27 protein-coding genes are annotated in these 25,560 nt (G+C 65.5%); 13 read left to right on the forward strand and 14 right to left on the reverse strand.

The genetic code is table 11. The features are described 5' to 3' along the window. Positions 1-42: 42 nt before the first annotated feature. Positions 43-948: an SDR family oxidoreductase gene (locus ACQY5A_RS05815; protein WP_428339448.1), complete on the reverse strand. Its 906-nt coding sequence runs from the start codon at positions 946-948 to the stop codon at positions 43-45. Between the two features lie 14 nt (positions 949-962). Beyond that, positions 963-1,748, reverse strand: coding sequence for an SDR family oxidoreductase (locus tag ACQY5A_RS05820; protein WP_428339449.1), 786 nt, complete (start codon positions 1,746-1,748; stop codon positions 963-965). 77 nt (positions 1,749-1,825) lie between these two features. Here ACQY5A_RS05820 and echA20 point away from each other — a divergent pair, with 77 nt between their 5' ends. From echA20 to ipdC, 4 genes are read left to right on the forward strand one after another with little or no spacing between them, the layout of a single operon-like run. Continuing rightward, positions 1,826-2,584, forward strand: coding sequence for a (7aS)-7a-methyl-1,5-dioxo-2,3,5,6,7,7a-hexahydro-1H-indene-carboxyl-CoA hydrolase (gene echA20, locus ACQY5A_RS05825; RefSeq protein ID WP_428339450.1), 759 nt, complete (start codon positions 1,826-1,828; stop codon positions 2,582-2,584). A 51-nt stretch (positions 2,585-2,635) separates the two neighbouring features. Further along, positions 2,636-3,520, forward strand: a complete 885-nt coding sequence (gene ipdA, locus ACQY5A_RS05830; RefSeq protein ID WP_428339451.1) for a cholesterol ring-cleaving hydrolase subunit IpdA — start codon at positions 2,636-2,638, stop codon at positions 3,518-3,520. After that, a complete protein-coding gene (gene ipdB / locus ACQY5A_RS05835; protein ID WP_428339452.1) occupies positions 3,517-4,272 on the forward strand; it encodes a cholesterol ring-cleaving hydrolase subunit IpdB in 756 nt (251 codons plus the stop codon). Before ipdA ends, ipdB begins: the two co-directional genes overlap by 4 nt. After that, positions 4,269-5,327, forward strand: coding sequence for a (3aS,4S,5R,7aS)-5-hydroxy-7a-methyl-1-oxo-octahydro-1H-indene-4-carboxyl-CoA dehydrogenase (ipdC, locus tag ACQY5A_RS05840; RefSeq protein WP_428339453.1), 1,059 nt, complete (start codon positions 4,269-4,271; stop codon positions 5,325-5,327). The genes ipdB and ipdC overlap by 4 nt, the downstream gene beginning before the upstream one ends. Positions 5,328-5,329: 2 nt before the next feature. Here ipdC and ACQY5A_RS05845 read toward each other — a convergent pair whose 3' ends face one another. Next, the gene (locus ACQY5A_RS05845; RefSeq protein ID WP_428339454.1) at positions 5,330-5,719 is read right to left on the reverse strand and encodes a VOC family protein; all 390 of its coding nucleotides are present in this window, start codon (positions 5,717-5,719) and stop codon (positions 5,330-5,332) included. Next, the gene (locus ACQY5A_RS05850; protein WP_428339455.1) at positions 5,716-6,417 is read right to left on the reverse strand and encodes a DUF899 domain-containing protein; all 702 of its coding nucleotides are present in this window, start codon (positions 6,415-6,417) and stop codon (positions 5,716-5,718) included. Before ACQY5A_RS05850 ends, ACQY5A_RS05845 begins: the two co-directional genes overlap by 4 nt. Before the next feature lie 84 nt (positions 6,418-6,501). Here ACQY5A_RS05850 and ACQY5A_RS05855 point away from each other — a divergent pair, with 84 nt between their 5' ends. Further along, positions 6,502-7,092 carry a TetR/AcrR family transcriptional regulator gene (locus ACQY5A_RS05855; protein ID WP_428339456.1) on the forward strand — a complete coding sequence of 197 codons (591 nt, stop codon included), beginning with the start codon at positions 6,502-6,504 and terminating at the stop codon, positions 7,090-7,092. A gap of 83 nt (positions 7,093-7,175) precedes the next feature. On the opposite strand, the gene fadA6 is transcribed toward ACQY5A_RS05855, so the two are convergent. The 4 genes from fadA6 to ipdE1 are packed head-to-tail and all read right to left on the reverse strand — an operon-like array spanning position 7,176 to position 10,876. Next, the gene (gene fadA6 / locus ACQY5A_RS05860) at positions 7,176-8,345 is read right to left on the reverse strand and encodes a steroid 3-ketoacyl-CoA thiolase FadA6 (RefSeq protein WP_428339457.1); all 1,170 of its coding nucleotides are present in this window, start codon (positions 8,343-8,345) and stop codon (positions 7,176-7,178) included. Next, positions 8,332-8,949, reverse strand: a complete 618-nt coding sequence (kstR2, locus tag ACQY5A_RS05865; RefSeq protein ID WP_428339458.1) for a TetR family transcriptional regulator KstR2 — start codon at positions 8,947-8,949, stop codon at positions 8,332-8,334. Before kstR2 ends, fadA6 begins: the two co-directional genes overlap by 14 nt. After that, positions 8,946-9,734 carry a (5R,7aS)-5-hydroxy-7a-methyl-1-oxo-2,3,5,6,7,7a-hexahydro-1H-indene-carboxyl-CoA reductase gene (gene ipdF / locus ACQY5A_RS05870; protein WP_428339459.1) on the reverse strand — a complete coding sequence of 263 codons (789 nt, stop codon included), beginning with the start codon at positions 9,732-9,734 and terminating at the stop codon, positions 8,946-8,948. Before ipdF ends, kstR2 begins: the two co-directional genes overlap by 4 nt. Then, positions 9,731-10,876 (reverse strand): acyl-CoA dehydrogenase IpdE1, encoded by a 1,146-nt coding sequence (ipdE1, locus tag ACQY5A_RS05875; RefSeq protein ID WP_428339460.1) that lies wholly within the window; start codon positions 10,874-10,876, stop codon positions 9,731-9,733. The genes ipdF and ipdE1 overlap by 4 nt, the downstream gene beginning before the upstream one ends. Before the next feature lie 103 nt (positions 10,877-10,979). Here ipdE1 and fadD3 point away from each other — a divergent pair, with 103 nt between their 5' ends. The 5 genes from fadD3 to ACQY5A_RS05900 are packed head-to-tail and all read left to right on the forward strand — an operon-like array spanning position 10,980 to position 16,716. Then, on the forward strand, positions 10,980-12,512 hold the full coding sequence (gene fadD3 / locus ACQY5A_RS05880) for a 3-((3aS,4S,7aS)-7a-methyl-1,5-dioxo-octahydro-1H-inden-4-yl)propanoate--CoA ligase FadD3 (RefSeq protein WP_428339461.1): 1,533 nt from the start codon (positions 10,980-10,982) through the stop codon (positions 12,510-12,512). After that, positions 12,512-13,645, forward strand: a complete 1,134-nt coding sequence (locus ACQY5A_RS05885; protein ID WP_428339462.1) for an acyl-CoA dehydrogenase family protein — start codon at positions 12,512-12,514, stop codon at positions 13,643-13,645. The genes fadD3 and ACQY5A_RS05885 overlap by 1 nt, the downstream gene beginning before the upstream one ends. Further along, positions 13,642-14,598 (forward strand): acyl-CoA dehydrogenase family protein, encoded by a 957-nt coding sequence (locus tag ACQY5A_RS05890; protein ID WP_428339463.1) that lies wholly within the window; start codon positions 13,642-13,644, stop codon positions 14,596-14,598. The genes ACQY5A_RS05885 and ACQY5A_RS05890 overlap by 4 nt, the downstream gene beginning before the upstream one ends. Next, positions 14,595-15,536, forward strand: coding sequence for an acyl-CoA dehydrogenase IpdE2 (gene ipdE2, locus ACQY5A_RS05895; RefSeq protein WP_428339464.1), 942 nt, complete (start codon positions 14,595-14,597; stop codon positions 15,534-15,536). Before ACQY5A_RS05890 ends, ipdE2 begins: the two co-directional genes overlap by 4 nt. Before the next feature lie 10 nt (positions 15,537-15,546). After that, a complete protein-coding gene (locus ACQY5A_RS05900; protein WP_428339465.1) occupies positions 15,547-16,716 on the forward strand; it encodes a pyridoxal phosphate-dependent aminotransferase in 1,170 nt (389 codons plus the stop codon). Here the strand turns inward: ACQY5A_RS05900 and ACQY5A_RS05905 are convergent, their stop codons facing one another. The 3 genes from ACQY5A_RS05905 to ACQY5A_RS05915 are packed head-to-tail and all read right to left on the reverse strand — an operon-like array spanning position 16,717 to position 19,832. Further along, the gene (locus ACQY5A_RS05905; RefSeq protein ID WP_428339466.1) at positions 16,717-17,544 is read right to left on the reverse strand and encodes an arylamine N-acetyltransferase family protein; all 828 of its coding nucleotides are present in this window, start codon (positions 17,542-17,544) and stop codon (positions 16,717-16,719) included. 30 nt (positions 17,545-17,574) lie between these two features. Continuing rightward, positions 17,575-18,666 (reverse strand): methyltransferase, encoded by a 1,092-nt coding sequence (locus ACQY5A_RS05910; protein WP_428339467.1) that lies wholly within the window; start codon positions 18,664-18,666, stop codon positions 17,575-17,577. Next, a complete protein-coding gene (locus ACQY5A_RS05915; RefSeq protein ID WP_428339468.1) occupies positions 18,666-19,832 on the reverse strand; it encodes an FAD-dependent oxidoreductase in 1,167 nt (388 codons plus the stop codon). The genes ACQY5A_RS05910 and ACQY5A_RS05915 overlap by 1 nt, the downstream gene beginning before the upstream one ends. A 77-nt stretch (positions 19,833-19,909) precedes the next feature. Between ACQY5A_RS05915 and ACQY5A_RS05920 the strand changes: the two genes are divergently transcribed. Then, positions 19,910-21,178, forward strand: a complete 1,269-nt coding sequence (locus tag ACQY5A_RS05920) for a hypothetical protein (protein ID WP_428339469.1) — start codon at positions 19,910-19,912, stop codon at positions 21,176-21,178. Between the two features lie 140 nt (positions 21,179-21,318). On the opposite strand, the gene ACQY5A_RS05925 is transcribed toward ACQY5A_RS05920, so the two are convergent. After that, complete coding sequence (locus ACQY5A_RS05925) at positions 21,319-21,672, reverse strand: VOC family protein (protein WP_428339470.1); 354 nt, start codon at positions 21,670-21,672, stop codon at positions 21,319-21,321. A gap of 177 nt (positions 21,673-21,849) precedes the next feature. Here ACQY5A_RS05925 and ACQY5A_RS05930 point away from each other — a divergent pair, with 177 nt between their 5' ends. Beyond that, positions 21,850-23,259: an NAD-dependent epimerase/dehydratase family protein gene (locus ACQY5A_RS05930; RefSeq protein ID WP_428339471.1), complete on the forward strand. Its 1,410-nt coding sequence runs from the start codon at positions 21,850-21,852 to the stop codon at positions 23,257-23,259. After that, entirely contained in the window at positions 23,259-24,149 is an 891-nt protein-coding gene (locus tag ACQY5A_RS05935; RefSeq protein ID WP_428339472.1) for an SDR family NAD(P)-dependent oxidoreductase, read from the forward strand. Before ACQY5A_RS05930 ends, ACQY5A_RS05935 begins: the two co-directional genes overlap by 1 nt. A 13-nt stretch (positions 24,150-24,162) precedes the next feature. Here ACQY5A_RS05935 and ACQY5A_RS05940 read toward each other — a convergent pair whose 3' ends face one another. Both ACQY5A_RS05940 and ACQY5A_RS05945 read right to left on the reverse strand, forming a co-directional pair. After that, positions 24,163-24,903, reverse strand: coding sequence for a Crp/Fnr family transcriptional regulator (locus ACQY5A_RS05940; RefSeq protein ID WP_428339473.1), 741 nt, complete (start codon positions 24,901-24,903; stop codon positions 24,163-24,165). Positions 24,904-24,914: 11 nt separating this feature from the next. Next, entirely contained in the window at positions 24,915-25,253 is a 339-nt protein-coding gene (locus tag ACQY5A_RS05945; RefSeq protein WP_428339474.1) for an STAS domain-containing protein, read from the reverse strand. Positions 25,254-25,560: the final 307 nt, after the last annotated feature.

The raw sequence follows: 25,560 nt of genomic DNA on the forward strand, positions 1-25,560 counted from the left end.
ACCCGGCTCAAGTAGAGCCGGCTACGACATCTACCGACCGATCTAGGCGCCGTAGACCGGAATGGGTGTCCGCGACTTGGCCAGCAGGTCGGCCACGACCGGCCCCAGCTCGGCCGGGTCCCAACGGGCACCCTTGTCGATCTGTGGTCCGTGCGCCCAGCCTTCGGCGACCCGGATCTTGCCGCCCTCGACCTCGAATACCTGACCGGTGATATCGCGAGACTCGTTGCTGCCCAACCAGACCACCAACGGCGAGATGTTCTCCGGGGCCATCGCGTCGAATGCGTCGTCCTGAGTGGACATCATGTCGGCAAACACCGTCTCGGTCATCCGGGTGCGGGCCGACGGCGCGATCGCGTTGACCGTGACGCCGTACCGGCCCATCTCCGCGGCGGCGACCAGGGTCATTGCGGCGATACCCGCTTTGGCCGCGCTGTAGTTGCCCTGGCCGACACTGCCCTGCAGGCCCGCGCCCGAGCTGGTGTTGATGATCCGCGCGTCAACAGTTTTGCCCTCTTTGCTCAAGCCACGCCAATACGAGGCGGCGTGCCGCATGGCGCCGAAGTGCCCTTTCAGATGCACCGCGATGACGGCGTCGAACTCTTCTTCGCTGGTGTTGGCCATCATCCGGTCGCGCACGATGCCGGCGTTGTTCACCAGGACGTCCAAGCCACCGTAGGTGTCGACGGCGGTCTGGATCAGCCCCGCGGCCTGGTTCCAGTCCGCGATGTTGGAGCCGTTGGCGACGGCTTCGCCTCTCGCAGCGGTGATCTCGTCGACCACGCTCTGCGCTGCGCTGCCACCGCCGGCCGGCGATCCGTCCAGGCCCACACCGATGTCATTGACGACGACGCGGGCGCCTTCGGCGGCGAAGGCCAGAGCGTGCGCTCGTCCGATGCCGCCACCCGCGCCGGTGACGATGACGACGCGGCCGTCGACTAATCCCATGCTCACAACTCCTTTTACTTGACTGAGTTCGCGTTGGTGGTGGCCAGATAATGCGGCGGCTCGCCACCGCCGTGCACCTCGAGCGAGGCGCCACTGACATACGACGCCGCATCCGAAGCCAAAAACGCTGCGGCCCAACCGACATCGGCGGGTGTCGCAAGCCGACCGAGCGGCACGTTCTTCGAGATCGCGGCGATCGACTCGGCGTCGCCGTAGAACAGTTCCGACTGCTCGGTCTCGACCATGCCGACGACGCAGGCGTTCACCCGGACTTTCGGCCCCCACTCCACCGCGAGCGTCTGGGTGAGGCTTTCCAGGCCGGCCTTGGCGGCGCCGTAGGCACCGGTGCCCGGCGACGGCCGGCGGCCGCTGAGACTGCAGATGTTGACGATCGACCCGCCACCACGCTGACGTTGCATCACCTCGTTGGCGTGCTGGGAAACCGACAGCGCACCAAGCAGGTTGAGTTCGATGATCTTGCGGTTGAAGTTCGCACTGGACTCCGCCGTCAAGACGAACGGCGAACCTCCGGCGTTGTTCACCACCGCGTCGAGGCGGTCGTGGCGCTCGGCGATCGCGTCGATCATCGCCCTGACCGCGTCGTCGTCGCGGATGTCGCAGGGGTGGAATTCGTACGGCAGGCCGTCGACCTGACGCCGCGCACAGGTGACGACGGTGGCACCTTGCTCGGCAAAAATTGTGCTGATGCCGGCGCCAACCCCTCGAACACCGCCAGTCACCAGCACGACCCGGCCGGTGAGCCCGAAGCTGAACGCGGGGCCTCCGTCGGCGTGAGTCACTGTGCTAGCGTACCAAGCAAGTGCTTGCTTAGGTAAATCGTCCCCATCGCCCCCCAAGGAAGTGGTCGAGGATCTCGATGACAATTACGTTGCGCACCGTCGAACCGGGGATAGTCGCAGTCACCGTCGACTACCCGCCTGTCAACGCCATCCCGTCACGCGGATGGTTCGAACTCGGCGAGGTCCTGACCGCCGCCGGCAACGATCCGACCACTCACGCGGTGATCCTGCGGGCCGAAGGCCGCGGCTTCAACGCCGGGGTGGACATCAAGGAAATGCAGCGCACCGAGGGCTTTGCCGCGCTGATCGACGCCAACCGCGGCTGCTATGCAGCCTTCCGCGCGGTCTACGAATGCGCCGTTCCGGTGATCGCCGCGGTCAATGGCTTCTGCGTCGGCGGCGGCATCGGGTTAGTAGGTAACGCCGACGTCATCGTGGCCTCTGACGATGCGACCTTCGGCCTGCCGGAGGTCGAGCGCGGCGCGCTTGGGGCGGCAACCCACCTGTCGCGGCTGGTGCCACAACACATGATGCGGCGGTTGTTCTTCACCGCGGCCACTGTCGACGCCGCCACCCTGCATCACTTCGGCTCGGTGCACGAGGTGGTGCCGCGCGAAGAGCTCGACGAGGCCGCGCTGCGGGTTGCGCGCGACATCGCTGTCAAAGACACGCGGGTGATCCGCGCGGCCAAGGAGGCGCTGAACCTCATCGACGTTCAGCGGGTCAACTCCAGTTACCGTATGGAGCAAGGCTTTACCTTCGAGCTCAACCTCGCCGGAGTGGCTGACGAGCACCGCGACGCATTCGCCGGAACGGCGAAGGGCGAAAAGAAGTGACCGCCGGCGACGATGCAGAGCGCGAAGCGCGATGAGGAGGAGCGGCGAATAATGATCGACAAGCGCACCACGCTCGACGATGCCGTCGCACAGGTGCGCAGCGGCATGACCATCGGTATCGGCGGCTGGGGGTCGCGGCGCAAGCCCATGGCGTTCGTCCGCGCACTGCTGCGCACCGATGTCAGGGATCTGACCGTGGTGACCTACGGCGGCCCGGACGTGGGGCTGCTGTGCTCGGCCGGCAAGGTCAAGCGGGCCTACTACGGCTTCGTCTCGCTGGACTCGCCGCCGTTCTACGACCCCTGGTTCGCCAAGGCCCGCAGCGGCGGGGGGCTCGAGGCACGCGAAATGGACGAGGGCATGCTGCGGTGCGGACTGCAAGCGGCGGCACAACGGTTGCCGTTCTTGCCAATTCGCGCTGGGCTGGGTAGTTCGGTACTCGACTTCTGGGAGGGTGAGCTGAAGACCGTCACCAGCCCCTACCCGACGCCCGACGGCGGACACGAGACGCTGCTCGCCATGCCGGCCCTGAACCTGGACGCCGCGTTCGTTCATCTCAATCTCGGCGACCAGAGGGGCAATGGCGCCTACACCGGCATCGACCCCTACTTCGATGACCTGTTCCTGATGGCCGCGCAGCGGCGATACCTGTCGGTGGAGCGCATCGTCTCCACCGAGGAACTGGTCAAAGCCGTACCGCCACAAGCATTGCTGGTGAACCGGATGATGGTCGACGGCGTGGTCGAGGCGCCCGGTGGCTCCCACTTCACCACCGCCGCACCGGACTACGGCCGAGACGAGAAGTTCCAGCGGCACTACGCCGAGGCTGCCGCGACCGACGAGGGTTGGCAGACGTTCATCGCGACCTATCTATCTGGCGGCGAGTCCGAATACCAAGCGGCCGTGGACAAGTTCGCCGAGGAGGCGTCATCGTGACCGACACCGCGAGCACCCGCGCCGAGGTCTGCGCAGTCGCCTGCGCCGAATTGTTCCGCGATGCGGGCGAAATCATGGTCAGCCCCATGACGAACATGGCGTCGGTCGGAGCGCGAGTGGCCCGGCTGACGTTCTCCCCCGACATTGTGCTGACCGACGGCGAAGCGCAGCTGCTCGCTGACACCCCGGCGCTTGGCAAGACCGGGCCCGTCGAGGGCTGGATGCCGTTCGGCCGGGTTTTCGAGACGCTGGCCTGGGGTCGGCGGCACGTGGTGATGGGCGCCAATCAGGTTGACCGTCATGGCAATCAGAACATCTCGGCCTTCGGTCCCCTACAGCAGCCGAAGCGGCAGATGTTCGGGGTGCGCGGCGCACCCGGCAACGCCATCAACCACGCGACGAGCTACTGGGTGGGCAATCACTCCAGCCGGGTGTTCTGCGAGACCGTCGACGTGATCTGCGGCATCGGGTGGGACAACATCGACACCGACAACCCGGCGTTCCGATTCGCCAACACCTATCGGGTGGTCAGCAATCTCGGCGTGTTCGACTTCGGCGGCCCGAACCGCACGATGCGGGCTCTGTCGCTGCACCCCGGTGTCGCGGCCGACGAGGTTCGCGACAACACGTCCTTCGAGGTGGACGGCCTCGACCACGCCGGCGAGTCGCGCCAGCCGACCGACGAAGAGTTACGGCTGATCCGCGAAGTCATCGACCCGAAGGCTCTGCGCGACAGAGAGATACGTTCGTGAAACTACGCACAACGCTGACCGAGTTGCTCGGTGTCGAGCACCCGGTGGTGCAGACCGGAATGGGGTGGGTCGCCGGCGCGCGCCTGGTGGCGGCAACCTCCAACGCGGGCGGGCTGGGCATCTTGGCCTCGGCCACCATGACGCTCGACGAACTGGCCGTCGCGATCGGGAAGGTCAAAGCGGCCACCGACAAACCGTTTGGCGTGAACATCCGGGCCGACGCTGGTGACGCCGGCGACCGGGTGGATCTGATGATCCGCGAGGGCGTCAAGGTCGCGTCGTTCGCGTTGGCGCCCAAGCAGGAATTGATCGCCAAACTCAAAGACGCTGGCTCCGTAGTGATTCCTTCGGTCGGCCTGTCCAAGCACGCGAAGAAAGTCGCCTCGTGGGGCGCCGACGCGGTGATCGTCCAGGGTGGCGAGGGTGGCGGGCACACCGGCCCGATCGCGACGACGCTGCTGTTGCCCTCGGTGCTTGATGCCGTGAGCATCCCGGTGATCGCCGCGGGCGGGTTCTTCGACGGTCGCGGCCTGGCCGCAGCGCTGTCGTATGGCGCCGCCGGGGTTGCCATGGGCACCCGGTTCCTGCTCACCTCGGATTCCACGGTGCCCGAAGCCGTGAAGCAGCGTTATCTGCAGTCCGCACTCGACGGCACCGTCGTCACCACTCGCGTCGACGGCATGCCGCACCGGGTGCTGCGCACCGGTCTGGTCGAGAAGCTGGAAAGCGGCTCGCGGGCAAGGGGTTTCACGGCAGCAGTGCGTAACGCCGGCAAATTCAAGAAGATGTCGCAGATGACCTGGGCGTCGATGATCCGCGACGGACTGGCCATGCGGCACGGCAAGGAACTGACCTGGTCGCAAGTGGTGATGGCGGCTAACACGCCGATGCTGCTCAAAGCCGGCCTGGTCGAAGGCAACACCGATGCTGGGGTGTTAGCGTCCGGCCAGGTGGCCGGCATCGTCGACGATCTGCCGTCCTGCGCGGAGTTGATCGAGTCGATCGTCGCCGAGGCGGTCAAGCACCTACAGTCGGCGGCTTCATTCGTGCAGTGATCTCAGGACTCCACGACCATCAACGTGTGCCCGGTCGGGTCGCGGAACCAGAACATCGGTGGAACCGGATCGCCCATTCGTGACACCTGCGCATCGACGTCAATGCCGAGTTTCTGCAGCGCCGCGTGGGTGGCGTCGATGTCGTTGGTGCTCAGCGTGATACCGGTATTGGTCGGCTGTACCGCTCCGCTATCCGGTGGGGGTGGCGCAAGCGCGATCGCGGTCGTGCCTTCGGGTGGGTACACCTCGATCCACCGGTAACCACCGCCGAACGGCGTATCGGTGCGCTTCTCGAACCCGAGTGACTCATAGAACGCGACGGCCTTGTCCTGCTCGACGGTCGGCACACACACCAGGCTGATCGTCGTCAGGCCGGTCGTTGTTGTGGTCAATCTGCTCCTCGTGATTGGACGGTTCCGTATGCGTGGGCGATGTCTTTCGAGCCGGCCCAGCGGCTGTAGGTAGGAGACTGCGGCCAGCCCTCCGGTGAGTCCTGCCACTCCTCCTGCCGGCCGTACGGCAGCAGGTCGATCAACGCGAACGAGTGGCTGAGCTGCTCGGTGCCCCGGCCATCGGTGTGCCAGGTCCGGTAGACTTGATTGTCATCGCGCAGAAAGACATTCACCGCAAACCCACCACCGGGTGGTGCACCGACATCCGTGCCGAACGGACTGTTCGCGGTCGAGTACCACGTCATCTGGTTGCCCACCCGCCGCTTGTAGTCGAGCGCCTCGTCAATCGGACCCTGGGTGACGATGACGAACCGAGCGTCCCAGTTGTCCAGAAACTCCAGCCGGGTGAACTCAGAGGTGAAGCCGGTGCAGCCCGGGCACTGCCACTCTTCACCAGGAAACCACATGTGGTTGTACACGATCAACTGCGATGTGCCGTCGAAGATCTCGGCCAGGCGCACCGGTCCCTTTTCGCCTTCCAGAACGTAGTCAGGCATCGCTACCATCGGGAGCCGTCGTCGCTGCGCCGCGATAGCGTCGAGCTCACGAGTGGCTGCCTTTTCCCGGACACGCAGCGCTTCCATTTCACGCTGCCAGTCCTGCTCGCTTACTACGGGCGGCAGTGCTGTGGATGTCACACCAATCCCCTCCGCTCACGATGTTCACGCTGTCAACATGCTAATGTTCACACCGTACACTTTAACTTCGAGGAGGGTCAAGCATTGGCTTCCTTGAAGACCGGCTATCACCACGGCGACCTGCGGATGGCGTTGATCGATGCCGGCCTGCACCTCACCCGGACCGGCGGGCCGGAGGCGCTCACCATCCGGGAAGCGACTCGGCAAGTTGGGGTTTCGCCGAACGCCGCCTACCGGCACTTCGTTGATCGCGAAGCTCTGTTGAGCGCGGTGGCGTCGGCGATCCAGCACCGGATGGTCGCGCGGATGCAGAGCTCAGCTCGCCGACAGGCGACCGACCGGCTGCGTGCGGTCGGCATGGGCTACATCAAATTCGCGCTCGACGAGCCAGGGTGGTTCACCGTCGCGTTCTTCGGTGCCGATCCGATCGGACTTGGCGACCAGACTGCCAGCGCGCCGCCGTATCTGGCACTGGTCGACGCGCTCGACGCAATGGTCAACGCGGGAGGACTCTCGCCCGATCGCCGGTTAGGCGCCGAATGGCCCTGCTGGTCAGCGGTGCACGGTTTCGCCGAACTTGCGCTGCGCGGACCGTTGCGTCAGGCACGTCGACGTGACGTCGACGCCCTGGCCAGGCGAACGGTCGACGACATCATCGCCGGCATTCTGCAGTGAATGCATCGCCGAGTGTGCACTCAGCGCGATAAATCGGCCGAAAATTCGCACTCAGTGCACGCTCGCGAAGGACGGTGGCGAAACTACAGCCGCTCTATGATCGTGACGTTGGCGGTGCCGCCGCCTTCACACATCGTCTGCAAACCGTAACGGCCGCCGGTGCGCTCGAGTTCGTTGAGCATGGTGGTGAAAAGCTTTGCCCCGGTCGCACCTAACGGGTGACCAAGCGCGATCGCTCCGCCGTTGGGGTTGACCTTTTCCGGGTCGGCCTTGATCTCTTTGAGCCAGGCCAGGACTACCGGCGCGAACGCCTCGTTGATCTCGATGGTGTCGATGTCATCGATAGACAGGCCGGTTTTTTCCAGCGCGTAACGGGTGGCCGGAATCGGACCGGTCAGCATGAAGACCGGGTCGGCAGCACGCGCGCTGATGTGGTGGATGCGCGCCCGCGGCGTGAGCTTGTGCGCCTGCACTGCGCTTTCTGAGGCCAGCAGCACCGCGCTTGCGCCGTCGGAAATCTGGCTGGCCATCGCGGCGGTCAGCCGGCCTCCCTCGACCAGCGGCTTGAGGCCTGCCATCTTCTCCAGCGACGACTCACGCGGACCCTCGTCGACGCGGAACGCACCGTGTTCGGTTTCCACGGCGATGATCTCGTTGTCGAAATGGCCGCCGCGGATCGCGCCGAAGGCTCGTTCGTGGCTGGTCAGCGCGTACTGCTCCATCTCCTCGCGGGACAGGTTCCACTTCTCGGCGATCAACTCGGATCCACGGAACTGCGAGATTTCCTGATCGCCGTAGCGGTGCAGCCACTGCTTGGACTCACTGGTCGGCGAGGTGAACCCGAACTGCGCACCGACGATCATCGCCGACGAGATCGGGATCTGGCTCATGTTCTGCACACCACCGGCCACGATGACGTCCGCGGTGCCCGCCATGATCGCCTGCGCGCCAAAGGAAATGGCCTGCTGGCTAGAGCCGCACTGCCGGTCGACGGTGACGCCGGGAACCTCTTCGGGATAGCCGGCGGCCAACCAGGAGAGCCGGGCGATATTGCCGGCCTGCCCACCGATCGCGTCGACACAGCCGGCGATCACGTCCTCGACCGCGGCGGGGTCGATGTCGACGCGGTCGAGCAGTCCACGCCAGCAGAGCGCACCCAGGTCGACAGGGTGCACGCCGGCGAGCGACCCGTTGCGCTTGCCAACCGCGGTGCGCACAGCGTCAATGACATAAGCCTCATTATTTGGAGACATGCTCAACACTTCCTTCTTTGGTAATTCCACCTAGGACGATAGCGAGATATTGCTGACCCACCTGCAGCGCGGTGAGCGGTCCGCCGGGCTGATACCAGCGCACCGACACCCAGGTGGTGTCTCGGATGAATCGGTAAACCAGGTCGACGTCGAGATCGGGACGGAGGTAGCCCTCCTCGATGCCCTGATGCAGCACGTCGACCCACATCTTGCGTTGCTGCTTGTTCAAGTCCTCGAGGTAGGAGAACCGAGGCTGGGGCAGAAGCCGCTTGGCCTCATCTTGGTAGATGACGACCTGGGCATGCCGATGCTCGATGGCATCGAAGGACGCCATGAACAACCCCTTGAGGCGTTCCAGCGAATTCGGTTGCGTGTCAACGATTTCCTGGTAGCGGGCAAACAGCCAGTCCATGAAATTCCGCAGCACCTCGTCGACCATCTCTTCTTTGGACGAGAAGTGGTGATACAGGCTGCCGGAGAGGATTCCCGCGCCGTCGGCGATGTCGCGCACCGTGGTTGCGCGCAACCCGCGCTCAGCGAACATCGTCGCGGCGAGATCGAGCAACTCGTCGCGCCGACTGTTCGGCGGGCTCTGCCCGGTCATGGGTGCTGACTCGACACCGAAATCACCTCTCCAGTCAAGTAACTGGAGTAGTCGCTGGCCAAGAACGCGATCGTGGAGGCCACTTCCCATGGCTCGGCGGCCCGGCCGAACGCCTCACCGGCCGACAACTGATCAAGCAGTTCGGTCGAGCTGGTCTTGTCGAGGAACTTGTGTCGGGCGATACTTGGCGACACGGCGTTGATCCGAACCCCGTACTCGACGGCTTCGACTGCGCTGCAACGGGTCAGCGCCATCACTCCGGCTTTTGCGGCCGCGTAGTGGGACTGCGAGTGCTGAGCGCGCCAGCCGAGCACGCTGGCGTTGTTGACGATGACGCCGCCGTGGTCTGCGTCGCGGAAATACCGCAGCGCCGCCCGGGTGGTGCGTAGCACCGAGGTCAGTGTGACGTTGAGAACGCGGTCCCACTCCTCGTCGGTGATGTCGACCACCGGCGTCTGACCGCCCAGGCCGGCGTTGTTGACCAGCACGTCGAGCCGGCCGTACCGCGCGGTGGTGGACGCGATCAACGCGTCGACCTGTGCGGTCGACGTGACGTCGCAGACTACGCTTTCCACCCGACCCAGTCCCAGCGCGGTCAACTCGTCGCGCGTCTCGCCGAGCCGTCGTTCGTGGTGGTCGGAGACGACGACGTCGGCACCTTCGGCGAGGGCACGCCGGGCGGTGGCCGAGCCGATGCCAGTGCCCGCCGCAGCCGTGACAACCACGACCTTGCCCTTGAGAAGTCCGTGTCCGGCAACTTCTTTCGGCGCAACGGCTAGCGTCATCGAGCCTCCCTGGGTAGGCCGAGCACCCGCTCGGCGATGATGTTGCGCTGAATCTCATTCGAGCCGCCGTAGATGGTGTCGGCGCGGGTGAACAGGTAGAGCCGCTGCCACTCGTCAAAGTCGCCGCCGGACAATGCCAGACCCGCTTTGCCCTGGACGTCCATCGCGATCTCGCCGAGTTCGCGATGCCAGTTGGCCCACAACAATTTCGAGACATTATCTTGGCCGGGCTGTTCGACGTCCATCGTGGCCAGCGCGTAGGAGCGCATCGCCCGCAGGCCCGCCCAGGAGCGGGTCAGCTGTTCGCGGATCAGCGCATCATCAGCTGCGCCAGTCTTTTTGGCGAGATCCACGACCGCCTCGAGTTCGCGAGCGTAGACGATCTGCTGACCGAGCGTCGACACCCCGCGCTCAAAGGTCAGTGTTCCCATCGCAACTCGCCAGCCATCACCAGGTTCGCCCACCACCAGGTCGGCGTCGGTGCGGGCGTCGTCGAAGAACACCTCGTTGAATTCGGAGTCCCCGGTCAGCTGGACGATCGGGCGGACATCGACCCCGGGCTGCTCGAGCGGCACCAGCAGGTAGGACAACCCGGCGTGACGCTTGGAGCCCTTCACGGTTCGCGCCACCACGAAGCACCACTGCGCCCAGTGCGCCAGCGACGTCCACACCTTCTGGCCGTTGATCACCCATGCGTCGCCGTCCAGCACGGCGGTGGTGGCCACGTTGGCCAGATCACTACCGGCGCCGGGCTCAGAGTAGCCCTGCGACCACAGCTCGGTGACGTCGAGAATCCGGGGCAGGAAGCGCTGCTGCTGTTCGGGGGTGCCGTAGGCGATCAACGTCGGACCGAGCAACTCCTCACCGAAGTGATTGACCTTGGCTGGCGCGTTGGCGATCGCGTATTCCTCGTAGAACGCCACCCGATGCGCCACCGACAGGCCGCGGCCGCCGTGTTCGACCGGCCACCCTAGACACGTGAGACCGGCTTTCGCGAGATGCTGGTTCCAGGTGCGCCGCTCTTCGAACGCCTCGTGCTCGCGACCGGGGCCGCCGAGCCCTTTCAGGGCGGCGAATTCCCCAACCAGGTTCTCAGCCAGCCAGTCGCGGACCTCGGCCCGGAACTCCTCGACGCCTTGCACCCTTGTAGGCTAACCTACCAAGCACTTGCTTTGTTAGCCCGGCGGCGATGTGCCCTGTACAGCGGCAATAGCTGAGCCCGGGTAGTCCGCACCGAGGAGTTCGATGTCGAACCATCCGCAGACCGTTCCTGCGGCGCTGGATCACATTGCGCGCGAACTCCCCGACCACAACGCCCTGGTGACTGAGGACCGGACGCTCACCTTCGCCGAGTTGCGGGACGAGGTGCGCCGCGCTGCGGCGGCGATGATCAGCCTCGGCGTGAATGCCGGCGACCGGGTGGCGATCTGGTCGCCGAACACCTGGCACTGGGTGGTGGCCTGTTTGGCCACGCATTACGCCGGCGCGACCGTGGTCCCGCTGAACACCCGCTACACCGCCGCTGAGGCCTCCGACATCTTGTCCCGCACCGGCGCTCCCCTGCTGGTGGCGATGGGCCGGTTCCTCGGCGCCGACCGGGTTGGCGATCTCGATCTTTCAGCGCTGCCCGACCCGCGGCACATCGTCCGGGTGCCGTTAGACGTCGACGACGGGACGTGGGACGAATTTATGAGGTGCGGCGCTGGAAAGGAGGCCCTCGCGGCGGCCGACGCCCGGGCCGCGGCGGTCCAGCCCGACGACCTCTCCGATGTCTTGTTCACCTCGGGCACCACCGGCCGCAGCAAAGGCGTGCTGTGCGCCCACCGGCAGTCACTGGCCGGGTCGGCGGCCTGGGCCGCGATCGGCAAGATCACCCGCGACGACCGCTACCTCTGCATCAACCCGTTCTTCCACAATTTCGGCTATAAGGCCGGCATCCTGGCCTGTCTGCAGACCGGCGCCACCCTGATCCCGCAGCTGACCTTCGACGCCGAGCAGGCGTTGCGCGCGGTCGCCGAACATCGGATCACCGTGCTGCCCGGACCGCCGACCATCTACCAATCGCTGCTCGACCATCCCGCGCGTGACCGCTATGACCTGAGCTCGCTGCGGTTCGCGGTCACCGGCGCAGCGACCGTGCCGGTGGTGCTGATCGAGCGGATGCAGACCGAACTCGACTTCGACATCGTGCTGACCGCCTACGGCCTGACCGAGTCCAACGGGATGGGCACGATGTGCCGCGCCGACGACGACGCGGTCACCGTGGCCACCACCTGCGGACGGCCGATCGCCGATTTCGACCTGCGCATCGACGAAGCGACCGGCGAGGTGCTCCTCCGCGGGCCCAACGTCATGCTCGGCTACCTCGACGACCCGGACGCCACCGCGGCGGCGATCGACAACGACGGTTGGCTGCACACCGGCGACATCGGAAAGCTCGATGTCGCAGGCAATCTCCAGATCACCGACCGGCTCAAAGACATGTACATCTGCGGCGGCTTCAATGTCTACCCCGCGGAGATCGAGCAGGTATTGGCCCGACTGGACGGTGTGGTGGACTGCGCGGTGATCGGTGTGCCCGACGAGCGACTCGGTGAGGTTGGCCGGGCCTTCCTGGTGGCGCGGCCCGATTCCGGGCTCGACGAAAAGTCGGTGATCGCCTACACCCGAGACTATTTGGCGAACTTCAAAGCCCCGCGTTCGGTGAGGTTTGTCGACGCGCTGCCCCGCAACGCGGGCGGCAAGGTAGTCAAACCTCAACTTCGAGAGATGGCGTGATGGATCTGCAATTCGACGACGAGACGCTGACCTTTCAGCGGGAAATGCGCGACTTCCTGTCGTCGCACCGCGACGCGTTTCCGACGCATTCCTATGACACGGCAGAGGGTTTCGAGCAGCACCGCCGTTGGGACAAGGAGCTTTTCGACGCCGGTCTGTCGGTGATCACCTGGCCGGAGAAGTACGGTGGCCGCGATGCGAGCCTGCTGCAGTGGGTGGTCTACGAGGAGGAATACTTCCGGGCCGGCGCACCCGGGCGGGCCAGTGCCAACGGCACGTCGATGCTGGCGCCGACACTGTTCGCGCACGGCACCGATGAGCAGTTGGACCGGATTCTGCCCAAGATGGCCAGCGGCGAGGACATTTGGGCGCAGGCCTGGTCGGAGCCAGAGTCCGGCAGCGATCTTGCCTCGCTCCGTTCGACGGCAAAGCGAACCGATGGTGGCTGGCTGCTGAATGGCCAGAAGATCTGGAGTTCACGAGCACCGTTCGGCGACAGGGCGTTTGGATTGTTCCGATCCGACCCTGAAGCGCAACGGCACAGCGGCCTGACCTATTTCATGTTCGACCTGCACGCGGACGGCATCACGGTTCGTCCGATTGCCCAACTCGGTGGTGATACCGGGTTCGGCGAGATCTTCCTCGACGACGTGTTCGTGCCCGACACGGATGTGATCGGCACGGTGAACGACGGCTGGCGGGCGGCGATGAGCACGTCGAGCAACGAGCGCGGCATGTCCCTGCGCAGCCCGGCCCGATTTCTGGCCTCCGCCGAGCGACTTGCCCAGACATGGAAAGACAAGGGCGACAGTTCGTTCGGAGACGAAGTCGCCGACGCGTGGATCAAGGCGCAGGCCTACCGGCTGCACACCTTCGGCACCGTCACCCGGCTGGCCGGCGGTGGTGAACTGGGCGCCGAGTCCTCGGTGACCAAGGTGTTCTGGTCAGATCTGGACGTGGCGATCCACCAGGCGGCGCTGGAGATCCGCGGGGCCGACGGCGAGCTGGCCAACGCCTGGACGGACGGGCTGCTGTTCGCATTGGGCGGCCCGATCTACGCGGGCACCAACGAGATTCAACGTAACATCATCGCCGAGCGGCTACTGGGACTGCCTCGGGAGAAGGCCAAATGAAATTTGATCTTGACGAGCAGCACCGCGACTTTGCCGCCAGCATCGACGCGGCGCTGGCGGCCGCCGATCTTCCGGGCGCTGTGCGTGCCTGGGCCGACGGCGACACCGGACCGGGTCGCAAGGTGTGGGCGCGGCTGGCCGACCTGGGAATCACCGCTTTGGCCGTGCCTGAACGATTCGACGGCATCGACGCGCATCCGGTCGATCTGGTGGTCGCACTGGAACGGCTGGGCCGCTGGGGCGTTCCTGGCCCGGTGTCCGAATCCATCGCGGTCGCGCCGGTTCTGCTCGCCGACGATGAGCGGTGCGCCGGGCTGGCATCCGGAGAGCTGATCGCCACCGTCGCCCTTCCGCCACAGGTTCCGCGGGCCACCGACGCCGACACCGCGGGTCTGACGTTGCTGGCCGATGTGGACGGCACGGTCAGCGAAGCGCGTCCCGGCCAGCAGCACGAGTCGGTGGACCCCAGTCGCAAACTGTTCGACGTCGTCCCGACCGATGCGACGTGGCAGGCTGATGTCAAGCGCGCCTACGAATTCGGGGCGCTGGCCACCGCCGCCCAACTGGTCGGGGCCGGGCAGGCCCTGTTGGACGCTGCGGTCGAGTACGCGAAGCAGCGCACGCAGTTCGGCCGCGCCATCGGCTCGTATCAGTCGATCAAACACAAGCTGGCCGATGTACACATCGCGCTGGAGTTGGCCCGACCGCTGGTGTACGGCGCCGCTCTGTCGCTGGCCGATTCATCGCCTGACACCGCGCGAGATGTCAGTGCCGCCAAGGCTTCCGCCTCGGATGCCGCGTTGCTGGCCGCACGGTCTGCGCTGCAGACACACGGTGCGATCGGGTTCACCGCCGAGCACGACCTGTCGTTGTGGCTGCTGCGAGTGCAGGCGCTGCGACCGGCCTGGGGTGACCCCGCCACGCACCGGCGACGGATTCTGGAGGCGCTGTGAGTGACGAACGGGAACTGCTGCGCGAGAGCGTCGCGGCGCTGGTGGCCAAGCACGCCTCTCCCGCCGCCGTCCGCGGGGCGATGGAATCCGAGCGCGGCTACGACGAGTCGCTGTGGCGGCTGCTGTGCGAGCAGGTCGGTGCGGCCGCGCTCGTGGTACCCGAGGAATTCGGCGGTGCCGGAGGCACTCTCGGCGATGCGGCCGTCGTCCTCGAAGAGCTCGGCAAGGGCCTGGTGCCCAGCCCGTTGCTCGGCAGCACGCTGGCCGAACTCGCACTGCTGGCCGCCGACGAGCCCGACACCGAGGCATTGGGTTCGCTGGCCGAGGGCACGGCGATCGGCGCGGTGGTGTTCGACCGCGACTACGTGATCAACGGCGATATCGCCGAGGTCGTGATCGCGGCCGACGACGGGAAGCTGAACCGTTGGACGGTCTTCAGCGCCGAGTCCGTCACGCCGATGGATCCGACTCGCCGACTGGCCAGCCTCACACCGCAGAACGCCGCACCGCTCGGCGCTGATCCGGGCCTGGCCGATGCGGCCGCGATCTTGCTCGCCGCCGAACAGGTCGGGGCCGCCACCCGCTGTCTGGAGCGGACCGTCGACTACACCAAAGAGCGGCAGCAGTTCGGCCGGGCAATCGGCAGCTTCCAGGCGCTCAAGCACCGGATGGCCGACCTCTACGTCGCGGTGCAGGCCGCTGCCGCCGTGGTGAACGAGGCCGCCGATGCGCCGTCGACGACCTCCGCGGCCCTGGCCCGCGTCGCGGCCAGCGAGGCGTTCAGCACGGTGGCAGCCGAGGGCATTCAGCTGCACGGCGGTATCGCGATCACGTGGGAACACGACATGCAGCTGTACTTCAAACGCGCACATGGCAGTTCGCAATTGCTGGGTCCACCGCGCGATCACCTGCGCCGGCTTGAATCCGAAGTGTTCTAGCCTTGACCGCATGACCGATGGGATCGCGCTACGCGCCGGGGTTCCGCCGTTCTACGTGATGGACGTGTGGCTGTCTGCCGCCGAACGTCAGCGCAGTCACGGAGATCTGGTGAACCTGTCGGCGGGCCAACCGAGCGCCGGCGCCCCGGAGCCGGTGCGCGCCGCCGCCATCGCCGCGCTGAACCGCAACCAACTCGGCTATACCGTGGCGCTGGGCATTCCTGAATTGCGCGCGAGTATCGCGGCGTCGTACCTCGACCGGTACGGCGTGCAGGCCGACGTCGACGACGTGGTGGTGACAACGGGATCGTCGGGCGGTTTTCTGCTGGCCTTTCTGTCCTGCTTCGACGTCGGCGACCGGGTCGCGGTCAGCAGTCCCGGCTATCCCTGTTACCGCAACATCTTGTCGGCGCTGGGCTGCGAGGTCGTGGTGGTCGAGTGCGGCCCCGACACCCGTTTCCAACCGACGGCGCAGATGCTGGCCGAACTCGACCCGCCGGTGAAGGGCGTCGTGGTGGCCAGCCCGGCCAACCCCACCGGCACCGTCATCCCGCCAGAGGAGCTCGCCGCGATCGCGTCCTGGTGCGACGAATCAAACGTGCGGCTGATCAGCGACGAGGTGTACCACGGGTTGGTGTACGAGGGCGCCCCGCAGACCAGCTGCGCGTGGAGCACATCGCGGAATGCGTTTGTAGTCAACAGCTTTTCCAAGTATTTCGCGATGACGGGATGGCGGCTGGGGTGGCTGCTGGTGCCTGCCGAACTCCGTCGCGCGGTGGATCGACTCACCGGCAACTTCACCATTTGCCCGCCCGTGCTGTCGCAGCACGCCGCAGTCGAGGCATTCACGCCGGCGTCAGTTCAGGAAGCCGAGGGGCATCTGCACCAGTACGCCGCCAACCGCGCGACGTTGCTCGATGGCCTGCGGCATATCGGTATCGACCGGCTGGCACCCACCGACGGTGCGTTCTACGTCTACGCCGACGTCTCCGATTTCACCAATGACTCGATGGTGTTCTGTTCAAAGTTGTTGGCCGACAGCGGGGTGGCGATCGCGCCCGGTATCGACTTCGATCCGCACCGTGGCGGTTCGTATGTCCGGCTCTCGTTCGCCGGCCCTGGGAACGATATCGAGGAAGCACTGCTCCGGATCGGTTCCTGGCTGCCGCACCTCGGTTAGTTAGGTCAAAACCTCGGCGATTCGGGCTTCGAGCGTCGCGCCATCGCCGGTGTCGGCCACGTTGATGCCGAAGCGGTCGGCCAACGCGTCGACAACTGCCGCGGCATCAGGCAACTCCATCTTTTGCGTCCCGCAGCCGCCATGAATGGAAAGGTGCCGACCCGACAGGTTGCACCGGCCGTCGGCGTTGACCAGCGAGGCCATCAGGTTCGTGACGAAATGCGACGACGGGTGGGTGGAGACATACCAGCTGCCCACCTGCAGATCGATCGGCGGTGCGGTTTTGGTGGCGAATTCGTACAGCGACTGCCATCCGCCGCGGATTTCGGCCTGCAGCACCAGGATATCGCCGCGGCTCTCCAGCCGGTACGGCCCGTGCGTCGTCTGCTGGGCGCTGCCCGTTTCCAGCCGCAGCGGCGAGGTCGGCGTCTGGCCGCCGAAACCCACGTCGATGAGGAACAGCTGCGGCGCGCCGGGCGGCGCCACCCCCAGCAGCGTGTGCGTCTGCGCCGGCACCGGCGAGCTCGGCGGCGCCGTCCACACCACCCGGGCGGCAAAGCGGCGCACCCCGAAACCCAGCTCCTGCAGCACATAACCCATCAAGCCGTGGTGCTCGTAGCAGTAGCCGCCACGGCGCCGATGAACCAGCTTGTCGAACAATGCCTCTGGGCTCAGGTCGTCGACCGGCACACCCAGCAGGGGGTCGAGGTTCTCGAACGGAATCGCCTGGGTGTGCGCACTCACCACATCCTGCAAAACGTCGAGAGTCGGATCCGCCGCGCCCTCGTAGCCGATCCGGGCGAAGTAACGTGTCAGATCCAGCGCCATGTGGGCCATTGTCAACCAACAACTACCGGGTCACACCGCGCGGGCCTCCAGCAGGCTCAACGGCGAGGCGGTCGCAACCAACCGGGTCATCTCAAACCCGGCCTGGCCGAGCAGTTTTCGATACTCGGCGGCGGTCCGTTCACGGGCCCCCAGATTCAGCAGCATCTCCAGGTCGGCCCATTTGCCGGGGAAGTCGCGGTCGTGGTCGGGGATCACCAACTCCACCAGCAGGACGGTGGCGCGCCGGCCTGCAGCCGCGTGGACATTGCGCAGAATCTGCACCGCCTTGTCGTCGGGCCAGTCGTGCAAGATGTTCTTCAACACATACGCGTCGCCACCGGCAGGCACCTTGTCGAAGAACGAGCCGGCCTCGATCCGGACCCGGCCAGCTAACCTGGTGTAGCACACAATGTTTGACACGGTGGATACAACGTCCGGCAGGTCGTACACGACGCCTCGAACGTCCGGCGTCGCGGCCAGGATGGTGGCCAGCAGCAGGCCATGCCCCCCGCCGACATCGACAATCGTGGGATAGCCGCCGAAGTCGTAGGCGGCTGTCACGGACGCGTCGGTCAACCGGGAAATACTGGCCATGGTCCGGTTGAACAGGTCGGCATGCTGGGGATCCTCGACGAAATAGTCGAAGCCCTCCTTGCCGTGCAACATCGGCACCACCGATCGTCCGGTACGGATCGAGTCGGCCAGCAGCGTCCAACGGTCCCGTTGCTCGCGGGATCCGTAGAACTGCGCCGCTGCCGACATGGACGCCTCGGCGTCCGAACACAGCGTGCGGGCAATGGAATTCAACTCATAGCGGCCGTCGCGACGGTGACGGAAAACTCCTCGTCCGACCAAAGCCCTCAGCAGCCGGCCCAAGGCGTCGGAATCCGCGCCGACGTCTGCTGCCAACTTGTCGATGGTCATCGGTCCGGCCGCCAGTGCGTCGGCGACGCCGAGCTCTGCGGCAACCGTGATCGCCTGCGACAGCCAGGTCCCGACGATCATCTCCATCATCGCCGCCGGCGCCGGCATCAACCGCTGGTTGAGCCGATAAAGGTGATGGCGAACCCGCTCGACGACCCGGGCCGCCGCCACTGGCGGCACTTTAGCGGTCATCGCCATCACCGCACCTCCGCGAGGCTCGCGGCGTCGATCTCGGCAGAAATGTCGCGGTGACTGACCCAACTGAGAAACCGGGTCAGCACCCACGTCATGACCCGGTCCGACATGAGCGCCGCCGGCCGCAGTATCGCCTCGCTGCGCGACACCTGCTGCGTCGTCACCCACGACACCGCTTTGACCCTGCGACGGCGGGTGTTCTCGTACCAGCGCAGAGCGCCGCAGATATCGCTCGAATCCGACAGCGCCTTGCGCAGCACCATCGTGTCCAGCAGCGCCTGGTTGGTGCCCTGCGCCAGGGTCGGCGGCATGGTGTGCGCCGCATCCCCGAGCAACGTCACCGCGCCCACGCCCGCGTCGGGAACGGGGTGCCGATAATGCGGGAAGGGCGACGGGACCAGATCGTCGTTGGTCAACGTGGCGAGCACTTCGTCGACCAGATCCGACCATCCGGCGAAGTGGCGGCGGATCATCTCGATCGGCCGATGCGGCCGGAGAAAGCCCGGTGACCACGGTAGGTCGAACCACCACTGCAGCTCTGTCCCACCCGCCGGCCACAGGCCGAGGTTTCCGTGCTCGCCGATCATCATTCTCGCCACCGTCGGCTCGGCGAGGTCAGGCAGAGCGACAAGTCCTTGCCAGCTACACCATCCGGTCGGGGTCGCGGGTGGCGCACCGACGACGTCGCGGACAACGGAATGCAAGCCGTCCGCACCGATCAACAGATCACCGGTGACCGAGCTGCCATCCTGCAGAGCGACGCGCACTCCGTCCGCGGTCTGGATCACCGAGACCGCACGAGCCCGGCATTGGATGCGATCAGCGGGAAAGCCGGTGAGCAGCCGCTCCAGCAGGACTCGACGAGGGACCATCCGCACGGATGCACCCAGCCGGTTCACCATGGTGTCCAAGTCGATGGTGGTCAGCGGGCGGCCCGACGATGTCATCACCCGCACAGCGGACAACGGCTGGCCGGCACCGGTCATGTCGACGCCGAGCTGGTCAAGGACCGTCGCGCCGTTCGACCATATTGTCACGGCACCGCCGCCGGCCGCGATGTTCGGCCGCTGGTCGAAAACGGTGACATCGTGCCCGTCGCGCAGTAGTCCGCGGGCCGTGGCAATGCCGCTCACACCCGCACCGACGACGAGGACCCGAAGCCGCCTCATGGCTCAACCTTTCCGCCGCCAACTACTGCTTGATACGCACTAGCCCGGCGAAAAGTTCACCGGGCTAGCATCCGCTCATGGCCCTGGAGATCTCCGAGCACGAGCGGGCCGCGCTGGCCGACCTTGCCCGGTTTCCGCTGCTTGCCGCGATGACCGGCCGCAGGTCACGTCGGTTTCCGGTCGGCGGGCAGATTCCCGACGGCGCGCTGGCCTACACCAGCCGGCGGCCCGTCCAGCCACTTTCGGAAGTGGAACGGGCCCTGCTCATTTCGGTGACCGGCGGCGTGACGGGCTGGAACTTCGGGATCACTCACCATCCCGGCTATGCACCATCCCTTCCCAACTACTCGGGAAGCGCGACGGGGCGCACGTTCCCGTCCGCGGCGGGTTTCCACACCAGCCAGCTGTTTTTCACCGACGACTCCGGGACCTACCTGCTGCCGAGTCGTGACGAGCGCCCGCGCGATTTCGAAAGCACCGAAGCGTGGATAACCCACACCGCCGAGTCAATCGTGCGGATCGCCGATACCCGCCTCGAACTCCCGCGCGAAGAGCCGTACATGGAGGGCCACAACACCTGGATCGGCAATCACCCGGGCAGCCTGCTCGCCTTCCCGGTCGCCGATCTCGCCGAACACCTGATGGAGAACCTGTGGTTCTTCGCGGCCAATGGTTATCCGATCGTCGATGACATCAACGGCCGCAATATCCGTGGCCTGGAACGGTTTTCATCGCTTCGGCACGCCGACGACCCACTTCCGTTGTCGTTCGTCGAGCAGTACACCATCACCGAGGCCAGCGCGGAACTCGCAATCGCGGCCAACAACGGGGTCCTGGCATTGCAGGCAATGGGCCTCGGCGGCTGGACCTACGACGGACTGGACCGGTTGTCCGTGCTGGGCGGTTCCGGAGATCCACGAGCACCCGGCCTGGGGTTCGTCGCCGACCACGACGACCGCTGGCCGTTGCCCAACGTCACCGGACTACCGGAATATTTCGAGACGCTCAGCCCCCCGCACGTGCCGTCGATCGCGGTCGCAGTGGAGAAACTGGTCGCCCGAAAATTCGGTCCGGGCGGACCTTTCCACCCCGATACGCCCGGCCCGTGGTCGGACAGCGCGAAGGTCCGCGGTTCGGCGCTGCGGGCCGACGGTATTCAGGAAATGGTGACCACAGAGGCGTCCTACATTTACGACACGTTCGGCAAACTACCCGGCACGGTCCCGACGGTGCATGTCCTGATGTACCTGCAGGCCCAGCACATCGACACGGACTTCTATGACGAATTATTCGGCCCCGGCGCGTATCTGGGCACGCACGCCGACCATCAAGCCCGCTGGCACTGACGCGGCGCCACCCTGGGGCCCGTCGACGATGACGAAGTCGGGCGTGAGCGCTGCGACGGCGAAAAATCGGATCAACGCAGCCCGCCTCCCGCGAAACAGTGTTCGTGGGCGAGCTTGGCGCTGGCAAGAAACCCGGGACGTCAGTACCGGATACGAAAGCCACCGATCAACGTCACGGTGTTGCCGTCCGGATCGGTCAGTGCAGACAGTCGCACGCCCTTGTCGGCGTCTACGATCTCACCGGGCTCCAAGCCGTGTTGCCTCAGCTCTTCGATGTGCTCATCCAGGTCCTGCACCGCGAAATTGACGAACCCGGACCCGGCGTGTTCGTCGTCGACGAAAACCTGGACCCATCCGCCCGGGACGACCTGCCACTCCACCAGCGTGGGCATTGGGTTGTTGTCGGCCGCGCGCCCGAACAGGGTTTCATACCAGCGTGCGCTCCGCCCCACGTCGGTCACCGGCACAACCGCTAATACATGCTGAATAGACATCGTTTCTCCTTTCGCTTTACACAGAAGACAGACCTGCCCAAAGGCCCGAACTCATCGCGACGGGGCCAAAGTTTTTCAGCAGCAACAGATCTGACGCCAGAACGAACACCTGCCCGGAGTTGGGTTTAGGGAAATCACTGGACGGGCATTCAAGTGCATGATTCTGCGACCAGTTTGATGACGACCGCGCGCAAGAAGATAGTCATCACCGGGGCGTCGGGGAACGTCGGCACGGGTGTTCTCCGGGCACTCGCAAGATCGTTACCTGGCAACGAAATCGTCGGGATCTGCCGTCGCCCACCCGCGGCCAGTCCGGGTAATGAGTCGGTCACTTGGCACCGCGTCGACCTGTCCTCGTGCAGCGCAGTTCACGACCTCGAGCCCGCGATGCACGGCGCCGACGTCGTCATTCATCTGGCGTTGGCTCTCAGGCCGGCGAGCAACGAAGGCTATTTGTCTCAGGTGAACGTGGCCGGTACCCACGCGGTCTTGAAAGCAATGGCCGCCGCGGGCGTCCCTCAACTGATCTACGCCTCAAGTCTCGGCGTATATGCCCCGGGCGCAACGCATCCCGTTGCCGAAAGCTGGCCGCACACCGGTCAACGCACTTCGGCGTACAGCCGGGACAAAGTTGACGCTGAGAAACTGGTCGACGAGTTTGCTCTGGCCCATCCGGACGTCGCGGTGGCGCGATTCCGACCCACGCTGGTCGTGCAACGCGAGTCGGCCTGGGAGGTCAAGACGCTGTACCTGGGCCCGTTCGTGCCGCGCGCCGCCTTGAAACTCTTGCGCCGCCGGGTGCTGCCCGTCGTTCCGTTGCCGGCGGGTATCGCCTTGCAATTCGTCCACGCCAACGACGTCGGCGACGCGGTAACGCGAATGGTGCAGACCCGGGCCACCGGAACTTACAACTTGGCCGCCGACATTCTGGACTCCCGCGCGCTGGCTGGGCTGATTGGTGGGCGTCCGCTTGCAGTGAATCCGCGACTCGTCCGCGGCATCGTCACGGCTCTGCATGCCGTCCGCGCCGTCGCCGTTACACCAGGCTGGTACGACGTGGCGATGAATTCGCCGACCATGGACACTTCCTGCGCGCGTGAGGAATTGGGATGGTCACCGACTCGATCGTCGACAGAAAGCGCCGAAGAGTTGATCGACGGCCTGGCCAGCGGCGCGGCGGGCTCCAGCGCCGCGATGGGAGCGACGAACGACGACCGGACTGGCTTTCGTCGATCCGCAGACCGGATACATGACAGCAGCTTGCTGCTATGGACCGCGGCGACGGCGCTTCGGGCCGTCGGAGTCGGCCGGGCCGGACTGACAGATGCCGCGTTCGTCACGACCAACCTGCTTGCCGGCACCCCGGCGGCACTGGAGCGACTGCTGACACGGCGACGTGATCCGGTCGCCCTCTTTGCGCCGATCGCGGTGGTCACCGCCATATTGGCGACAATTCGCGGCGGATGGCTATCGGTCGCCTCGGTCACCGTCCTCAACCTCTTCGCCGAATCCGAACGGCGAAGGGCCAATACGCCTACTGAGCAAGAAGCTTCACTCGACGGCCACGTGCACGCAGAAAGCGACTGATGATTGATACCAAACCCACCAGCCAAGTGGTCGTGGTGACCGGAGCCTCCACCGGAATAGGCAAAGAGACGGCTTTGTTGTTCGCCGCCCGCCATGCTCGGCTATCCCTCGCCTCCCGATCCGAAGCTGCCCTCGAGTTGGTGGCCGAGGAATGCAGAGCGGCGGGCGCGGCGGACGTCATCGTGCTGTCCGTCGACATCGCCGAGGCCGACCAAGTTCACAAGCTGTTCGACAGCACGCTCGCGCAATTCGGCCGGATCGACGTCGTCGCCCAGTGCGCGGCGTTGACCGCCTTCGGGCGCTTCGAAGATCTGCCGGTCGAGGTTTTCGACACCGTAGTTCGAACGAATCTCATTGGCGCAGTGAATGTCGCACGGTCCTCGCTGGCCCACTTTCGCGAGCGCGGGGGTGGCCACCTGGTGCTCCTCGGTTCGTTACTCGGCCAGGCCTCGATGCCCTACCAATCGGCATATGTGGTCAGCAAGTTCGGTGTGCACGGCTTGGTCCGTGCCCTGCGGCAGGAAAACAGTCACTTACCGGGTGTGAAGGTCCACGGGGTGTATCCCGGTCCGGTGGATACCGCGATGTCCGGCAATGCGGGCAACTACTTTGGCCGCGCAGCGCGCGTTCCGCCGACCGCCGTCGGCCCGATCACCGTCGCCTCGGCGATCGTCCGAGCTACGACCCGCGGACGCTCGACCGAACGCCACGTCGGATGGCTCAACCGACCAATGGTGGTGGCCTACCGGATTTTTCCATCACTCTTCGACGCCTTCGCCGCTCAGCTGACCCGCGCGATCTTGTTCACCGGAGAAGTGACCGGTATCGCTGAGGGGAATGTCTCGACGTCAGCCGCGGCCCCACCACACGCTGACAACTCGGGGGCGTGAAGCCAGATCGGACTCAGCCGTTGGATCCAGCGACGACAGTCAAGCGTGCCCGGCGGACCAGGCGTTCGGAATCGGTAATGAGGATGCTTTTGTGGCTCATACGGATCCACCCGCGTTGGGTGAAGTCGTTGAGGATGACGTTGACCGTCTCACGTGCTGCGCCGATCAACTGACCGATCTCTTCTTGCGTGAGGCCATGATCCACCCGTATGCCCTCGTTTTGCCGGACGCCGAATTGCTTTCCCAACCGCAGTAATTGACTGGCGGCTCGGCCGGCCACGTCCGCGAACACCAAGTCCGACATGGCTTGATCGGCTCGGCGCAGCCGGCGAGCCAGTACCCGTAGCAGTCGCTCACCAATCTCAGCATGCTCGCTCACCCATCCCCGCAGCACCTCGCCATCGATCGCCACCGCAGTCACGTCAGTGAGCGCGGTGGCAGTAGATGTCTGCGGGCCGGGATCGAATACGGAAAGCGCTCCGAACATTTCCGGCGCCCCCATCAGCGCTAGGAGATGTAGTCGACCGTCGGCGCCGCGGCGACTGAGCTTGATCTTGCCGGAGGCGATGACGTAGAGGCGGTCGCCGGATCCGCCCTCAGCGTAGATAGCCTGCTGCCGCCGATAGCGCACACGATGAAGCTGTCTGGACACGTCCGCGATTTCGCTGGGTTCAGCTTTGTGAAAAAGCCCGGCGCGGGCCACGATCTCGTGTGCGGTGCTGCTCTCCGGCCGCGCCACGGAAATGGCCGGCATCGCGTTGAAGCTCACCATCCGCCGAGCCGTAACGCCCGGTTGACTGAAGGGCTGGTGACCATGGTCCATGGCAATGGAATACCGCGGAGGGCTTCCTCGACGGCGATCAATATCAACGGACCCCCGGCCGCCATGAAGTTCACCCCGCTGAGATCAAGCCTCAAGGAGTTCTCCACCACCAACTCCTGGCCGACCAGGGCTTTGATTTGTTCGATATTGCTGGCGTCGATATCGCCGCTGATCGTCAAAACCGTTTCCAAGGGGCTGTAATGAGCCCGCACGTGGGCAGGACCGCAGCCGCGGTCGATGGCGACATCATCGCGGTCTGCGGGGCTGTACGCGGCAGCCATGGGTTGCTCATTTCCTGGTGGAAGCGCGGCCTTCGTTACCCGGACGGCGTTGCGCCGCGGGGATCAAGGTCGTGTGAAAGTCGTTCCAAATGTGCGTCGCCGAGCTGCGCCGTTTGGAATCGGAGTGCTCGACGACGGTGTCGAGCCGAGCTAGATCAGAAACTGGGCGGTGTTGAGAAACGAATCCGTGCCGTGGGCCACGAGGCGGCGGCACCGACCCCAGGCCGGCTGCACTTTCAGCACTTTCCAGGAAACGCGCCGGATGGCGACTTGTCAAACGCTGACGAAAGGAATACCGCGCCGCTTT

The sequence above is a fragment of the Mycobacterium sp. genome (genome assembly GCF_965277065.1).
Taxonomy (GTDB): domain Bacteria; phylum Actinomycetota; class Actinomycetes; order Mycobacteriales; family Mycobacteriaceae; genus Mycobacterium.

What these genes read in the sequence shown, in the direction of transcription:
- ACQY5A_RS05815 (WP_428339448.1), bottom strand. Translation starts at nt 948, where the DNA reads ATGGGATTAGTCGACGGCCGCGTCGTCATCGTCACCGGCGCGGGTGGC.
- echA20 (WP_428339450.1), top strand. Translation starts at nt 1,826, where the DNA reads ATGACAATTACGTTGCGCACCGTCGAACCGGGGATAGTCGCAGTCACC.
- ipdA (WP_428339451.1), top strand. Translation starts at nt 2,636, where the DNA reads ATGATCGACAAGCGCACCACGCTCGACGATGCCGTCGCACAGGTGCGC.
- fadA6 (WP_428339457.1), bottom strand. Translation starts at nt 8,345, where the DNA reads ATGTCTCCAAATAATGAGGCTTATGTCATTGACGCTGTGCGCACCGCG.
- kstR2 (WP_428339458.1), bottom strand. Translation starts at nt 8,949, where the DNA reads ATGACCGGGCAGAGCCCGCCGAACAGTCGGCGCGACGAGTTGCTCGAT.
- ipdF (WP_428339459.1), bottom strand. Translation starts at nt 9,734, where the DNA reads ATGACGCTAGCCGTTGCGCCGAAAGAAGTTGCCGGACACGGACTTCTC.
- fadD3 (WP_428339461.1), top strand. Translation starts at nt 10,980, where the DNA reads ATGTCGAACCATCCGCAGACCGTTCCTGCGGCGCTGGATCACATTGCG.
- ACQY5A_RS05885 (WP_428339462.1), top strand. Translation starts at nt 12,512, where the DNA reads ATGGATCTGCAATTCGACGACGAGACGCTGACCTTTCAGCGGGAAATG.
- ACQY5A_RS05890 (WP_428339463.1), top strand. Translation starts at nt 13,642, where the DNA reads ATGAAATTTGATCTTGACGAGCAGCACCGCGACTTTGCCGCCAGCATC.
- ACQY5A_RS05900 (WP_428339465.1), top strand. Translation starts at nt 15,547, where the DNA reads ATGACCGATGGGATCGCGCTACGCGCCGGGGTTCCGCCGTTCTACGTG.
- ACQY5A_RS05905 (WP_428339466.1), bottom strand. Translation starts at nt 17,544, where the DNA reads ATGGCGCTGGATCTGACACGTTACTTCGCCCGGATCGGCTACGAGGGC.
- ACQY5A_RS05910 (WP_428339467.1), bottom strand. Translation starts at nt 18,666, where the DNA reads ATGGCGATGACCGCTAAAGTGCCGCCAGTGGCGGCGGCCCGGGTCGTC.
- ACQY5A_RS05915 (WP_428339468.1), bottom strand. Translation starts at nt 19,832, where the DNA reads ATGAGGCGGCTTCGGGTCCTCGTCGTCGGTGCGGGTGTGAGCGGCATT.
- ACQY5A_RS05920 (WP_428339469.1), top strand. Translation starts at nt 19,910, where the DNA reads ATGGCCCTGGAGATCTCCGAGCACGAGCGGGCCGCGCTGGCCGACCTT.
- ACQY5A_RS05925 (WP_428339470.1), bottom strand. Translation starts at nt 21,672, where the DNA reads ATGTCTATTCAGCATGTATTAGCGGTTGTGCCGGTGACCGACGTGGGG.
- ACQY5A_RS05930 (WP_428339471.1), top strand. Translation starts at nt 21,850, where the DNA reads ATGACGACCGCGCGCAAGAAGATAGTCATCACCGGGGCGTCGGGGAAC.
- ACQY5A_RS05935 (WP_428339472.1), top strand. Translation starts at nt 23,259, where the DNA reads ATGATTGATACCAAACCCACCAGCCAAGTGGTCGTGGTGACCGGAGCC.
- ACQY5A_RS05940 (WP_428339473.1), bottom strand. Translation starts at nt 24,903, where the DNA reads ATGCCGGCCATTTCCGTGGCGCGGCCGGAGAGCAGCACCGCACACGAG.
- ACQY5A_RS05945 (WP_428339474.1), bottom strand. Translation starts at nt 25,253, where the DNA reads ATGGCTGCCGCGTACAGCCCCGCAGACCGCGATGATGTCGCCATCGAC.